Here is a 13,470-nt window from a genome sequence, read left to right on the forward strand (position 1 = left end):
CATTATACAGTTCAATATAAAACTCAGAAATTTAATATGTAAAAAAGTAAAACTACACCAATTCACATTCAGCAAAAAAGAAAGCTATTTCTCTATGAGCGTTCTCTAGACTATCAGAACCATGCACTCTATTTTCACTAATATCATTAGCAAAATCACCCCTAATTGTACCTTTATCTGCCTGTTTTGGATCTGTAGCACCCATGATTTGTCTGTATTTACTGACTGCATTTTCACCGATTAAAACTTGAACTATCACAGACCCAGAAGTCATAAATTCCACCAACTCTTCAAAAAAAGGCCTATCCTTATGAATTTCATAAAACAGCTCTGCTTGTTTTTTTGTCAGCAGCATCTTTCTCTGTGCTATAATTTTTAGTCCAGATTTTTCAATGTAAGAATTTATACTGCCTGTAATATTATTTTTTACTGCATCAGGTTTTAATATCGAAAGTGTTCTCTCAATTGCCATATCATTTCCTTATATTAAGATCGTATATTTACTTTATTGTGAATTTTTGTTCCATCAAAGAGATTTTTTATTTATAGTCAAGAATAAAACATCAAGGGGTAGTTTATGGCTTACTGTCGTAAGAAACTAGTGAATAATCTTAAATCATCAATTTTCTGCGGAACAAAAGGTTTTTTAACCTTTAATTTGGCATTTTTAAGTTATTTAGAGTATAGCTTACACAATAATACAAAATTAAAAGAAGGTGCCGCTTTTACGATGAAAAGGAACGTTGTTCCATTTGGTGAAATGATTACCATACCGCTGTTTTTTTGCTTTGTATTACCAGCTATGGTAGGCAAAATAAGCCTTATCGAGTGCGCACTTATATGTTCTGCACTGATGGTTGCAACATGTTTTGTTGTAAGAACCTTTCACTTGCATGAAAAGTTATTGAAAAAAATGACTAATAATGAAAATTATACCAAGAAACAAATAGAGCAGGAATTTAAGAAAGACATTATAAAATTTCCTATCTTTGATGAAAACAGACAGCATATTGAGTATAATTCTCCTAATCAAGGACAAATAATGAATAAAAGTCCTCCCTCTCTCTTTGTTAGGGTTTTACTTTTTCCCTTTATGATTTTTCTGAAGGCTCTACAAAGCTGCATAATGATATCTTTGGCTGCTGTTGAACTTTTTGAAGCAGTGCCAAGTTTTTGTGTTGATGTGGTTTTTGATAGAAACTTTGCATCTACACAGAGTAACGTGAAGAGATTTGGTCATCTATTGTATGCTAGTGTGAGAAATTTAGTGCCTGTAACTAAACTTGATGAGTGTGTAGCTGATTTTATAGGCAAACCTGAAGAAAGGTGCTGTCAGTGAAGAAGGCAGTAATCTTATTTAACCTTGGTGGACCTGATTCACTAAGTGCAGTACGTCCTTTCTTGTTTAATCTATTTTATGATAGAAGAATAGTCAATCTACCCAATCCTTTCCGCTTTCTTTTAGCAAAGTTTATCTCCAAAAGGCGAGAAAGTACGGCACAAGAAATATACGAGCACATTGGAGGTAAATCGCCAATCTTGGAGAATACGAAAGCACAAGCTGATGCTTTAGAACTAAAATTAAATGAAAATGGAAACCATGTATATAAGATATTCATCTGCATGCGTTATTGGCATCCATTTGCTGATGAAGTTGTTAAAAACGTAAAGCAATTTGACCCTGATGAAGTCATTCTACTACCACTATATCCGCAATATTCAACCACCACAACTCTATCATCCATTGAGAATTGGCAAAAAAATGCCAAACTGGAATGTAACACAAAAACAATTCACCATTATTATGACAATGAAGACTTTATTGAAGCTCATGTTAATCTGACGTCTAAATATTATAAGTTAGCTAGCAAAATCGATAAGCCAAGAGTCCTATTCTCGGCTCATAGCTTACCTCTTAGTATCATTAAAAAAGGCGACCTTTACGCTTCACAGGTAGAAAAAACAGTAAAATTAATAGTAAAAAAATTGAATATTGAAGATCTTGATTGGGGAATATGTTATCAGAGTAAGGTTGGCCCTGTAAAATGGTTGGAGCCTAGCACTGAAAGTGAGCTATCACGCGCAAAAGACGATAATATACCTGTAGTTTTATCACCTATATCTTTTGTTTCTGAGCATTCTGAAACACTGGTTGAACTTGATATAGAGTATAAAGCAATTATCAAAGACGGATATTACTTTCGCGTACCAACTCTCAGTACTGATCTCTTATTTATCAAGTGCTTGGCCGATTTATGTTTAGATCACTCTCAAAGTACTGATTTATAGCACTTTTCTTTTTAGATTTTTATAGTATAATATTAAAAAATTATTATTTTATTATCTACTTATGCCAAAAGGTAAGCCAAATACATTTATAGAAAGTATACATGATGCTCACAATCATGATATTAGAAAGATGTATTGTATTGCAGTAGGTTTAACAGGCATATTGTGTAAAATTTCATTGCAATTCTGTTGCGACTTTATTGATAACAACAGATCCAATATTTGTACTATATTAGATATTTCTAAGTTCATCAAACTACCAACATCAATAATATTTGCTCTTCACTTTAGTCTCAATTTAGCTGGATATAAATCTAAAAAACTTCAGAATGGTAAAGGGGGAAATGAACCTGAAAAACCAATACAGGTTGTGGGTAGCTTAGCCTTTTTGGCAAACTGTGTCATAGGAATATTGATGCAGACAAAAATCATTCATTTCTTAGCTAGAAACAACAAGGATGTAATAAGTTATATTAGCTTAACATCAGCAGTTCTATTTCTATTTTCAGAATGCATAAACTGTTATTATACATGGAAGAAGTATCTAGATAATAAGGATTCTGAAAAGTCTGCTAAATATGGCAAAGAAGTTATTTTTAGCACATTCGCTTTGTCATTAGGATTGTTAAGCTTCATATTAAAAAGAATGGAACTTTCAGCCATACCAATAGACTTGGGTGGTGGCATAATCTATAATTTCAACTTAACTGTTACGGTCAGTTTGATACTAAGCATAGCATATCTAGTATCAAACATCGATAAGTTTGTCAATCAACCTAATAATGTTACTGATCCTTCTACTGGACTTGATGACGCTCACCATATTCAGCATAATGGCAGCATTGTAGAAATTAATTATTAGAGATGAAAAGACTTAATTTCTACTGCCAATGCTAGCACTGCTAATTTGCTAACAATATTCCAAAGTGGCAAAGTTTTATTTTCTTGGCTGATGTCATAAAATTCACAGTCAGTGGAATTCAAGCTAGAATATACATCTTTCCTGCTATTACATCGGTATAAGTAACATGTTGGAGTATCTCCTATATAGTATATTAGCGGTTCTGCAGAACTATTTTTAAATATGTCAATAGTTGGTACACCTTCTTGTATAATAACACTATTGATTGCTATTCCTTCTTTTATCTTTTTCATTTTATGACGCCTTTTTTTATTGAGATTTAATATTTCCTTTCCACTTGTTGCTGTTATAATGCCCATTCCATATGTGCCATTGCTTGCTTTGATAAAAACGTAAGGTTGTGTTTTTATTTTATATTCCTCATATTTTTTTTGCACTAGAGATAATATTTGGTCAACTTTAGTCGCTACTTCTCCTAGTGATGAATCATCATTAAAGTCAACTCCATTACAGCTTTCTGTAAGCACAGAAATAAGCCATGGGTCCATTTTAAATTCGCCACAAAATTCGGACACTAACTTTTGATAGATTTCAAAATATTGAAATTTCTGCCTACTGTGCCAGCCATATAATGGACTTGGCACTATCTCTTGTTTTACGTTTTCTAGCGTATCTGGAATGTGGCTCGTCATATCACGGTTCAGTATAATAACATCAGGCACAAATCCTGAAGTTGTCTTCAGCAAAGAGTTTTCTTTCACAACAGTTTCATACTGTTCTATTAAATAGTACGTTTCATTATGAAAGAGGCCAATTCTAGTTTCAAAACCTGCGAGTTGCAGTACCTTTTCTATGGCAAATACATTTTCTATATACATTTTATTTCGTGTGTAATTCTCCGGTATTATAAGGGCCTTTTTATATTGTTTTGTTTCGAAGTAGCTTTTTATCAATTTTGCTGCTATCGCTTTTGATACTTCACTTAGGTTATTAAACCCTGCAGGAAATAAATTGGCGTCTACTGGAGCAATTTTGTAGCCTGAATTCCTAAGATCTATGGAGCTATAAAATGGTAATGTAAAACCATTAAATTTTGTTTTGAACCAATTATTTATATCTTTTTTCAGATTTGGATGAATTATGTTTTGCATCTACACTTTAAATGTTATAAGAAAAGTACTATATTATAAGTTATAATCTTAATATAATATAACGAATTAAAATAACAAAAAAATGATTCATCATGACAGCAGTAAAATGTATGGTACTACTATACTGTCAATTAGAAGAGACAAAAATGTAGTAGTAATAGGTGATGGGCAAGTCTCGCTAGGCCATACCGTTATAAAATCTGGAGCAAAAAAAGTTAGGCGTCTTTCTGGTGATTCCGTAATTGCCGGTTTTGCTGGAGCAACAGCTGATGCATTTACTCTCTTCGAAAGGCTAGAATCTAAACTTGATAAGCACCCAGGACAGTTAATGAGGGCATGTGTTGAACTTGCAAAAGACTGGAGAATGGATAAATATCTAAGAAAATTAGAAGCTATGATGATCGTGGCAGACAAATCCATTTCATTAGTCATTACAGGAACGGGTGATGTTCTTGAACCTGAAGATGGCATTGCAGCCATTGGCTCTGGAGGAAATTTTGCTTTATCTGCAGCAAAAGCTTTGATTGACGTTGAAGGAATATCAATAGAGGAGATTGCAAAAAAGGCTATGAAGATAGCTGCCGATATATGTGTTTATACAAACCATAATCTAATTATCGAAAAAATAGAGGAGTAATATGTCAAGAACTTTGTGTGCTAATTTTTCTAGTCAATCTGTAGTAGGTCAATTTGATAATAATGATGACTGTAATGAGAAAAATAGCCTCTATGAAAATGAAGGTACAGGAAGTAGCAGTATTCAAAGCTCACAAGCTTTGTTAGATGATCTACCACCACAGAAGATAGTTAAAGAATTAGACAGATTTATAATCGGGCAGAATTATGCAAAGCGCGCTGTTGCTATTGCACTCAGAAATCGTTGGCGTCGAAATAAAGTCCCACTTCCACTACGTGAAGAGATTATACCTAAGAATATACTCATGATAGGCCATACGGGAGTTGGTAAAACTGAAATAGCTCGCCGTTTAGCAAAGCTTGCTGGTGCACCTTTTATAAAAGTTGAAGCAACGAAATTTACTGAAATAGGATATGTTGGACGTGATGTTGACTCGATAATACGTGATTTAGTTGACGCAGCAATAGTTTTAGTTAAGGAAAAAGCACGTAAAGCCTTAACTAAAAAAGCTTTAGGTTTGGCTGAAAAGATAATAGTCAACTCCATGGTTGGTGAAGATGCAACCGAGGAAAGCAAAAAAGTTTTCAGAGAAAGACTGAGAAATAAGGAATTTGAAGATGGAGAAGTTTCTATTAACGTCAGGGAGAGCAAGGGTATGTTACCCACTTTTGATATACCTGGCATGCCAGGTGGGCAAATTGGTGTGATGAACGTAACAGAAATCGTGGGCAAGATGTTTAATGGGAGCAAAAAAACAAAAACTATTACAGTTAAAGTGAAAGAAGCACGTGAAATATTGATTAATGAAGAAAGCGAAAGGTTAATGGATGAAAACAAGATAATCAAAGAAGCGATTGATCTTGTTAGCAATGAAGGCATAGTGTTTTTAGATGAAATAGATAAAATTGCAGCACGTACAGAAATAAAAGGTGAAGTCAACAGAGAAGGAGTGCAGCGCGATCTGTTACCATTACTTGAGGGAACAACTGTTTCAACTAAGTATGGCTCCGTAAAAACAGACTATATATTATTTATTGCATCTGGTGCTTTTCATTTATCTAAGCCATCTGATCTTTTACCAGAATTACAGGGTAGATTGCCAATTAGAGTGGAACTTAAGGCGCTTACTCAAGAGGATCTAATAAAAATATTAAAGGAACCAGAATCTAGTTTGTTAAAACAGTATATAGCGTTAATGAAAACGGAAAATGTAATACTTGAGTTTACTGATGATGGCATAGAGACTATAGCTGAAATAGCATTTACAGTTAATAGAGAAGTGGAAAATATAGGTGCAAGAAGACTTCATACTGTCATGGAGAAGCTTTTGGATGAAATAAGTTTTATCGCTTCTGAAAAAAATAGTGAAAAATTTGTTATAGATAGCAAATATGTAAGAGATAAACTAGAGTCAATTTCAAAGCAGCTTGATTTATCTAAATTTATCCTTTAGAGGAAGCCTACTTTAAGTAATATAGAGCATTCAAGAGGTTTTATTTTTTCTTACTTCGTAATTCTTTAAGCTATTTTTCAATAGTAGAATTCAAGCTTAAATCAATTATTGCAATATCACAATCTATGCCTTTTGTTAACACATCAGTTAAAAGATCAGGTGGAGAAAGAACTGTTCTTTTATTACCAACTCTCATTCCCAAAACTCCAAGTTCTATAGCAAGTGGTATTTTTTTGTCACCAACCTTAAACTGCACTATTTGATCTTTGATTATATACTCACCATTATGTCTCTTTATGCTATATTGAACTGATATCTCATCGCCACATTTTACTCGTTTTCCAGTTTTGTTAATTAAGTCATTAAAAATCATCAGGTTATTTACTGAATCGGGATATTTATCTTTTACTTCAATCAATTTGATGTAATAAGAGTTAAAACTCATTTTATTGTCATCAGCAGCAATAGTAACTACACGCTTTCCGCCTTCTTTCATACCTATTACCCCTAAACTCACTTCTTTTAAGTAATCCTGACCTATTTTCAAATTGACATCAGTCGGAAGTAGCGTTGCTAGGTTGTTGGAAACTTTGTACATTTGTAGCAGAACTTCTTGGCCACAGAAAACTTTACTGCCACTGCCTTCAGTAATTTCATAAAAGTTTATCATCTCTTCTTCTTTTTGCTGTGTTATTTCTTCTAAGTATTCTGCTAACCCATGCTTTTCAATATAACGATCAAGAGCTGATTCAAGTATCGGCCTGACCAAATAACTTGCTATCATCTGTGTCAAACCACCATGTGTAGCATTTATTTCGTAAAGCTTTTCCCTTTTCTCTGGTTTATCTTTGTTTATATAAACAATCGTAATTATAAAAGCAGAAGCTAAAGCGAGAATCATTACTACAGAGATAAACATTTGTAATATAATTTTTCTAACCATCTTTTTTTACTTGATTCAATAAATCATATAAGTCATTAGTATCCCCTGAAAGCGTACTTAAATTATCTGAGGCCTGTTTAAAGAGACTATCTATATAGTTTTCCATTTCATTTTTGCCAAGCACGGACATTAAATTGTTTGTTTTATCTTGCTCATAATCTTCGATATCATCCTTGGATTGAAAAATAAGCCCTAGATTTATTCCATAGTTATATAATGCTTCCCGCTCCTTGTCTGTAGCGCCTCCTATTATAGCCCCTATTTCACATGAAGCTGCAAATAGTTTTGCAGTTTTCATCAAATGAATTTCTTTTATTTTGTCAAAATCTGCACCTATATCTAAAATCTGCCCTCCCACCATTCCCTTCATTCCTATTGCTTGAGAGAGCACTTTTATGATCTCACAATTTAACAAAGATAATACCTCAAAAGCCAGTGTAAGTAATGCATCTCCGGCCAGTACTGATGTTGCTTCACCAAATTTTTTGTGGCAGCTTGGCTGGCCTCTGCGGGTGTCACTGTTATCCATACATGGCAGATCATCGTGAATTAGGGAGTAAGCATGAATAAATTCAATTGCTGCTGCTGCTGTTATTGCTTTTTCAACCTTTATGTTGAATATCGACGAAGATGCTATAACTAAAAAAGAACGTATATGTTTTGCAGGAGCAAGAAGCACATAACGCATAGCTGATATAAGTCTATTCTCGCTATTTTTAGGTAAGAGCTTATTCACTTCTACAACAAGCAAATTTTTTGTTGTTTCGTCTAGCATTTTTTAATTTATTAACTATCTAGTGCTAAGAGATAGGAAGTTTTTAATAGTTTATATAATCATAAAAGCTATTGCAAACATCAAAATTTCTTATAACATCAGAGAATAGGTTATTTTTTAGTAAGAAATGAGCGAATTGGCAAAAAGCACTAGGGAAGATATAGAAGAAAAAGTAAAGAAGATTATACTAGAGCACATCAGTAAGGATGTAGAGGGATTTGGTAGTTCTTCAAAGCTTTCAGACCATGGCACAGATAGTTTAGATGCAGTTGAAATAATTATGGCAGCTGAAGAAGAGTTTGGTATAGAGATTCCTGATGAAGATGCGCAAAAAATGGAAACTATGGAACAGATAGTTGAATATATAGTAAACAAAGCAAACAATTGATGTTGAATGAGCAGAAGAGTAGTAGTTACCGGTGTTGGCTTAATTACTCCACTAGCAGCAGATGTTAATAACACCTGGTCAAAGCTGAAAGAAGGTAAATCTGGCATAAAAGCAATTAATACAGATAGGTTCGACTCTTCTGATCTTGCTTGCCAGGTTGCAGGACAGGTGCCTGTGCAATCCGATAACATTGAGCATTATTTTAATCCACCAGATTATATTTTTGAAAAAGACCTTAAAAGAACAGATCGTTTTATTCACTACGGAATTGCAGCAGCTGTTCAGGCAGTAGAAGATTCACTAATTTTGGAAAATAAAAATATTAATAAAGAGCGAATAGGTGTAGCTATTGGTTCTGGTATAGGTGGTCTTCCATCAATTCAGAAAAATGTAATTACCATGCAGGAGAAGGGTCCTAGACGTGTTAGCCCATTTTTTGTTCCTGCAAGTCTAATAAATTTGATATCTGGTCATATTTCTATTAAATACGAATTTATAGGTCCAAATGACTCAGCGGTAACTGCATGTGCAACAGGTGCGCATGCGATTATAAACTCAGCAAGAGCTATAAAACTCGGTGAAGCTGACATTATGATTGCAGGCGGAGCAGAAAGTGCGTTATGCAGAGTTGGAATTGCAGGTTTTGCATCAATGAAGGCGCTATCAACTAAATTCAATGATAATCCTGAAGAGGCCTCAAGGCCATGGGACGAAGAACGCGATGGATTTGTCATGGGCGAAGGGGCAGGTATATTAGTTCTGGAAGAATATGAACATGCAAAAAAAAGGGAAGCAAAAATATATGCAGAACTCACTGGATATGGGTTAACAGGAGATGCGTACCACATCACAGCACCACATCCAGAAGGAAGAGGCGCACTTAAGGCAATGGAACTTGCTTTAAGGAGTGCACAAGTAAGCCCAAGTCAAATTGGGTATATCAATGCACATGGGACTTCAACAACACTTGGGGATAAAGTTGAAGTAATAGCAATGAAGCAGTTATTCGGTGACTATGCCTATAAAATACCTGTTTCCTCGACTAAATCTTCTATAGGACATTTACTTGGTGCCGCAGGAAGTGTTGAAGCAATATTTAGTATCCTTGCATTAAACAATGGAATTGTTCCACCAACTTTAAACCTACACAAACCTTCAGAAGGGTGTGATTTAAATTTTGTACCACTTAAAGCTCAAGAGCATAAAATTCAATATGCGCTTTCTAATTCATTTGGTTTTGGTGGTACCAACGCGTCTCTCATCTTTGGAAAGCTGTAGTTAATTATGCTATTTTGAATCGACTACGAAAATGTTATTCGAGTAGCTGAAACTAGAATCCAGTTAAATTGGTCAGCATAAAAGTAATGTTGAAATATAACATTTTGATGATGATGAAGAAATGGATCCCAGTGTCAACTACTCGAATGACAGAAGAAGAAAAAGCAAAATTTTGCCTTTTACCGCTAACCTATTATACTTACTTGATAAGTTCTATCGCTTGATTAAATGCATAAAATATTAGTAAGAAATAACCATAAGCCCTTGATTGGAAAAATCAAAATTAATGGTTCAAAGAATGCAGTCTTGCCAATAATGGCGGCAAGCTTGTTTAGTAATTCTTCAATAACTTTGCATAACGTACCTGATTTAATTGACGTGCATTTAATGTCTGAGCTGCTTAAGAGTCTTGGTGCAGAAGTAAATTTTATATGCAATAAAGACTATAAAGCAAATCACACTTTAGAAATTGACTGTAGCAATATCAATAACTATTTAATATCACATGAAATTGCAAGCATACTGCGAGCATCTTTTTTAATGCTAGGTCCAATGCTCAGCAGATTTGGTAGAGTTTCAACAGTATTTCCTGGTGGATGTAATATTGGAAAACGTCCTGTTGACATTCATATTAAGGCACTTGAAGCAATGGGAGCTAAAATTGAAATTGATAGCTGTAATATAACTGCAACAACAAAGGGGAAATTGCAAGGCAAAGAAATAACATTTGAAAAAGTGAGTGTTGGTGCAACAGAAAATATAATAATGGCAGCAACACTTGCAGAGGGAGTAACAATAATAAACAATGCTGCAATCGAGCCGGAAGTTCTTGATTTAATAGAGTTTCTGAAGATTATGGGTGCCAATATTGAAGTTAATAATATAAAAATCACAATAGAAGGTGTTGAAGCATTAAATGGGTGTGAGCATAAAATAATACCAGATCGCATAGAGGCCGGTACTTATGCTTTGGCTGCTGTCATTACCGACGGCGAGCTAAAGTTAGAAGGAGTAAGTTTGTCTTATATAGAATGTATTGCAAATGAATTGAAGACTATAGGAACCAGAGTTGAGTTACATGATGATGGTATTATTATTTCTAGAAAAAATGGCTCTATTAAATCTGCTCACGTTGCAACAAATCCATATCCCAACTTTCCCAGTGATATGCAACCACAACTAATGTCTGCAATGTGCATTGCAGATGGAATATCAATCATTGAAGAGAACATTTTTGAAAGTAGATTTGCACATGCAAATGAGCTAAGAAAACTAGGCGCTAATATCAGCATCGAAAAAAGTAAAGCTACTATAAGTGGAACAAAGAGCCTATCTGGAGCTAATCTTCATGCTAATGACTTAAGGTCAACAGCAGCTTTAATTCTCGCTTCTTTGGTAGCTAAAGGAGAAACTACAATAAATAACTCACATCATTTATGGAGAGGCTATGAAGCGATGGACGAAAAACTCAATTCGTGTGGAGCCGATATTTCCTTGAGGACATGTTATGAATAAGCGAACTACAGTAAAAGAGATAGATGAAATTCTATACGAAGAACATAAGGTGTTAGATCATGGATTTGTTCGAGTAATTGATTATATGGGCTCTGATAGCGCAATAGTTCAAGCTGCTCGCGTTTCTTATGGAAAGGGAACGAAACAGATAAATCAAGATGAGGCGCTTATGAAATATTTGATGAGAAATCATCATACAACTCCATTTGAAATGTGTGAAATTAAGTTTCACGTGAAACTTCCAATTTTTATTGCAAGACAGTGGATAAGACATAGAACTGCAAATGTGAATGAATATTCCGGAAGGTATTCGATACTTGATAATGAATTTTATATACCAAAACAGGTTGCAAAACAATCTGATAATAATAAACAAGGCAGCGGTGAAGCTTTTGACTCAAGTACTTCAAAAGAAATAATAGATTCTCTAATAAATGATTCTAATTTAGTATATTCTCATTATGAGAAATTTATTGAACAGGGCCTTGCAAGGGAAATTGCCCGAACTAATCTAACACTTAATTACTATACTCAGTTTTATTGGAAAATAGATTTACACAACCTTCTTCACTTTTTAAGGCTTAGAGCTGATCAGCACGCCCAATATGAAATTAGAGTTTATGCAGAAGTTATGTTGGACATAGTGAAGAAATGGGTCCCGCTGGCCTATAATGCTTTTGTTGAATACTCGCTAAAATCAGCCTGCATTTCAAAAACTGCTCTTGAAATAATTCGCAAGCTAATAAAAGGAGAAAATGTTACGAGAGAAGAAAGTGGCATTGGTAAAAGAGAATGGAATGAGCTGATGTCTATACTTGGTAAATAGCCAAAAAGATCAAGTTATGTCCTTTCACAGACTTGCAGGTGTGAGCAACAATTTATTCATACCTTTATCAACTGATATATCAATTATTTTTGAATTTATTCTTTCCATTGTTTCGTAAAGCTTTTCGGCTTTCTTTAACATTAGTGTTACATTTCTAAGCATAATATAAACTTGGCAATAATCTGCAAAATTTTCAATATACATATCATATGAATAACGGTTTACAGCAAGTTCCATTACCCTACAAACTTCCTCTAATGTAAAATTGGCAGCTCCTGTATCAGGACAAAAGCCAACCACTCCTTTATTAGAGTCAAAAAATATGTATTTATCATTCTCTTCTTTATACACCAACATAGAATGTCCAGCACCCTTGACATCTGCTCTATTATAAGTAAAACAAAAAGAATTAAATTCTAAGTAGCATCCTATCTCCACATCATTTAAGACACGTTTGATTTGTTCTTGCTCAGTATCGATCCATACTTTTGTTGAAAATAAATTATCATATAATTGCTCATATATTACCTCATCAGAATAAAATGGATCTCCTTCTCGCTTTTTAATGCTCTGAACATCAAGAATAGGTAAAAATTGCGATAAAAACTTCATCATCAATAACTTAATCGTTTGTTCTTTTCTTCCATCAATATAATTCATAAAATCTTGTTCAGATATAATATTATCAGACTCGAGAAATCCAACAAAATCTTGCCTATTCTCTAATTTTAGAAAAGTAATAAAGTAATTTAATGAGTGACATAACCCTCTTTCGAGAGAAAAACCTAAAATTTCTTCAAATCTATCTTTTAATTGTACAATTTTAGATATACTATCTGACATAAAAGTATTCAAATTAAATTGAATAGCTTTCTCACTTTCAAATAATTTATTATATTGTTCTTTAGCTGATAAATCTGACGCCTTATATACATATCTACCATTTTCTCTACGTATACCTTCTATATCTTCAACGATACCACGTTCTACATTTTTACTGATAGCAAGTTCTTTATTTCCTTGATTCCTTATATTAGTTAATAGGTTTAAAAATTCTACAATTTGCTGTTTTGAAAGTGTTTTTTCAACTTCTCCATCTTTAATTTTAGAAAACACTCTAATTTTAGCGTTTTTCTTGTCAGTATAGACTTTTAATACAATAGATTCAGCAATGCGATTAACATATTTTGGCATATATAGTTATTAAGATATTAACTATATATCTTAATAATATTTATTATATAAAAAGTAAATTACATAATAGGTGGTGTCATGCAAGTAGCTGACACTGGAATCCAGGAATTTTGATTCTAAATTAGGTATTGGTCTTAAATTAAAATAAACGTTTGTGAT

Annotated in this window: 14 protein-coding genes; 9 read left to right on the forward strand and 5 right to left on the reverse strand. The window is 33.7% G+C overall.

The window, feature by feature from the left end; translation table 11 throughout:
• Window positions 1-52: 52 nt before the first annotated feature.
• Window positions 53-472 carry a nucleoside-diphosphate kinase gene (gene ndk / locus JSQ73_RS03865; RefSeq protein WP_015587995.1) on the reverse strand — a complete coding sequence of 140 codons (420 nt, stop codon included), beginning with the start codon at window positions 470-472 and terminating at the stop codon, window positions 53-55.
• A 105-nt stretch (window positions 473-577) separates the two neighbouring features.
• Between ndk and JSQ73_RS03870 the strand changes: the two genes are divergently transcribed.
• From JSQ73_RS03870 to JSQ73_RS03880, 3 genes are all read left to right on the forward strand, one after another.
• Entirely contained in the window at window positions 578-1,339 is a 762-nt protein-coding gene (locus JSQ73_RS03870) for a hypothetical protein (protein ID WP_214249667.1), read from the forward strand.
• Window positions 1,336-2,289 (forward strand): ferrochelatase, encoded by a 954-nt coding sequence (hemH, locus tag JSQ73_RS03875; protein ID WP_214249668.1) that lies wholly within the window; start codon window positions 1,336-1,338, stop codon window positions 2,287-2,289. Before JSQ73_RS03870 ends, hemH begins: the two co-directional genes overlap by 4 nt.
• A 61-nt stretch (window positions 2,290-2,350) precedes the next feature.
• Window positions 2,351-3,151 carry a hypothetical protein gene (locus JSQ73_RS03880; protein ID WP_214249669.1) on the forward strand — a complete coding sequence of 267 codons (801 nt, stop codon included), beginning with the start codon at window positions 2,351-2,353 and terminating at the stop codon, window positions 3,149-3,151.
• Here the strand turns inward: JSQ73_RS03880 and gshA are convergent.
• The gene (gene gshA / locus JSQ73_RS03885) at window positions 3,148-4,302 is read right to left on the reverse strand and encodes a glutamate--cysteine ligase (RefSeq protein WP_214249670.1); all 1,155 of its coding nucleotides are present in this window, start codon (window positions 4,300-4,302) and stop codon (window positions 3,148-3,150) included. The genes JSQ73_RS03880 and gshA overlap by 4 nt on opposite strands.
• A gap of 82 nt (window positions 4,303-4,384) precedes the next feature.
• On the opposite strand from gshA, the gene hslV reads away from it, so the two are divergent.
• Together hslV and hslU are read left to right on the forward strand one after the other, a co-directional pair.
• Complete coding sequence (gene hslV, locus JSQ73_RS03890; RefSeq protein WP_010406442.1) at window positions 4,385-4,939, forward strand: ATP-dependent protease subunit HslV; 555 nt, start codon at window positions 4,385-4,387, stop codon at window positions 4,937-4,939.
• A gap of 1 nt (window position 4,940) precedes the next feature.
• Window positions 4,941-6,392 carry an ATP-dependent protease ATPase subunit HslU gene (gene hslU / locus JSQ73_RS03895; protein ID WP_214249671.1) on the forward strand — a complete coding sequence of 484 codons (1,452 nt, stop codon included), beginning with the start codon at window positions 4,941-4,943 and terminating at the stop codon, window positions 6,390-6,392.
• Window positions 6,393-6,462: 70 nt separating this feature from the next.
• On the opposite strand, the gene JSQ73_RS03900 is transcribed toward hslU, so the two are convergent.
• Together JSQ73_RS03900 and JSQ73_RS03905 are read right to left on the reverse strand one after the other, a co-directional pair.
• Window positions 6,463-7,335 (reverse strand): FKBP-type peptidyl-prolyl cis-trans isomerase, encoded by an 873-nt coding sequence (locus tag JSQ73_RS03900; protein ID WP_214249672.1) that lies wholly within the window; start codon window positions 7,333-7,335, stop codon window positions 6,463-6,465.
• A complete protein-coding gene (locus JSQ73_RS03905; protein WP_214249673.1) occupies window positions 7,328-8,110 on the reverse strand; it encodes a polyprenyl synthetase family protein in 783 nt (260 codons plus the stop codon). Before JSQ73_RS03905 ends, JSQ73_RS03900 begins: the two co-directional genes overlap by 8 nt.
• A gap of 127 nt (window positions 8,111-8,237) precedes the next feature.
• On the opposite strand from JSQ73_RS03905, the gene acpP reads away from it, so the two are divergent.
• The 4 genes from acpP to thyX all read left to right on the forward strand — a co-directional run bounded on the left by acpP (window position 8,238) and on the right by thyX (window position 12,117).
• Window positions 8,238-8,498 carry an acyl carrier protein gene (acpP, locus tag JSQ73_RS03910; RefSeq protein WP_211907517.1) on the forward strand — a complete coding sequence of 87 codons (261 nt, stop codon included), beginning with the start codon at window positions 8,238-8,240 and terminating at the stop codon, window positions 8,496-8,498.
• Between the two features lie 6 nt (window positions 8,499-8,504).
• The gene (fabF, locus tag JSQ73_RS03915) at window positions 8,505-9,776 is read left to right on the forward strand and encodes a beta-ketoacyl-ACP synthase II (protein ID WP_214249674.1); all 1,272 of its coding nucleotides are present in this window, start codon (window positions 8,505-8,507) and stop codon (window positions 9,774-9,776) included.
• Window positions 9,777-10,004: 228 nt separating this feature from the next.
• Window positions 10,005-11,291, forward strand: coding sequence for a UDP-N-acetylglucosamine 1-carboxyvinyltransferase (gene murA / locus JSQ73_RS03920; RefSeq protein ID WP_214249675.1), 1,287 nt, complete (start codon window positions 10,005-10,007; stop codon window positions 11,289-11,291).
• Entirely contained in the window at window positions 11,284-12,117 is an 834-nt protein-coding gene (gene thyX / locus JSQ73_RS03925) for an FAD-dependent thymidylate synthase (protein WP_214249676.1), read from the forward strand. The genes murA and thyX overlap by 8 nt, the downstream gene beginning before the upstream one ends.
• A gap of 24 nt (window positions 12,118-12,141) precedes the next feature.
• On the opposite strand, the gene JSQ73_RS03930 is transcribed toward thyX, so the two are convergent.
• On the reverse strand, window positions 12,142-13,311 hold the full coding sequence (locus JSQ73_RS03930; protein ID WP_214249677.1) for a hypothetical protein: 1,170 nt from the start codon (window positions 13,309-13,311) through the stop codon (window positions 12,142-12,144).
• Between the last annotated feature and the right edge of the window lie 159 nt (window positions 13,312-13,470).

Source organism: Wolbachia endosymbiont of Anopheles demeilloni (genome assembly GCF_018491735.2).
GTDB lineage: Bacteria > Pseudomonadota > Alphaproteobacteria > Rickettsiales > Anaplasmataceae > Wolbachia.

Excerpts from the sequence above, each read along its gene's own strand:
- murA (WP_214249675.1), top strand. The coding sequence starts at position 10,005 with ATGCATAAAATATTAGTAAGAAATAACCATAAGCCCTTGATTGGAAAA.
- JSQ73_RS03900 (WP_214249672.1), bottom strand. The coding sequence starts at position 7,335 with ATGGTTAGAAAAATTATATTACAAATGTTTATCTCTGTAGTAATGATT.
- gshA (WP_214249670.1), bottom strand. The coding sequence starts at position 4,302 with ATGCAAAACATAATTCATCCAAATCTGAAAAAAGATATAAATAATTGG.
- fabF (WP_214249674.1), top strand. The coding sequence starts at position 8,505 with ATGAGCAGAAGAGTAGTAGTTACCGGTGTTGGCTTAATTACTCCACTA.
- hslU (WP_214249671.1), top strand. The coding sequence starts at position 4,941 with ATGTCAAGAACTTTGTGTGCTAATTTTTCTAGTCAATCTGTAGTAGGT.
- thyX (WP_214249676.1), top strand. The coding sequence starts at position 11,284 with ATGAATAAGCGAACTACAGTAAAAGAGATAGATGAAATTCTATACGAA.
- JSQ73_RS03870 (WP_214249667.1), top strand. The coding sequence starts at position 578 with ATGGCTTACTGTCGTAAGAAACTAGTGAATAATCTTAAATCATCAATT.
- JSQ73_RS03880 (WP_214249669.1), top strand. The coding sequence starts at position 2,351 with ATGCCAAAAGGTAAGCCAAATACATTTATAGAAAGTATACATGATGCT.
- JSQ73_RS03905 (WP_214249673.1), bottom strand. The coding sequence starts at position 8,110 with ATGCTAGACGAAACAACAAAAAATTTGCTTGTTGTAGAAGTGAATAAG.
- ndk (WP_015587995.1), bottom strand. The coding sequence starts at position 472 with ATGGCAATTGAGAGAACACTTTCGATATTAAAACCTGATGCAGTAAAA.
- JSQ73_RS03930 (WP_214249677.1), bottom strand. The coding sequence starts at position 13,311 with ATGCCAAAATATGTTAATCGCATTGCTGAATCTATTGTATTAAAAGTC.
- acpP (WP_211907517.1), top strand. The coding sequence starts at position 8,238 with ATGAGCGAATTGGCAAAAAGCACTAGGGAAGATATAGAAGAAAAAGTA.
- hslV (WP_010406442.1), top strand. The coding sequence starts at position 4,385 with ATGATTCATCATGACAGCAGTAAAATGTATGGTACTACTATACTGTCA.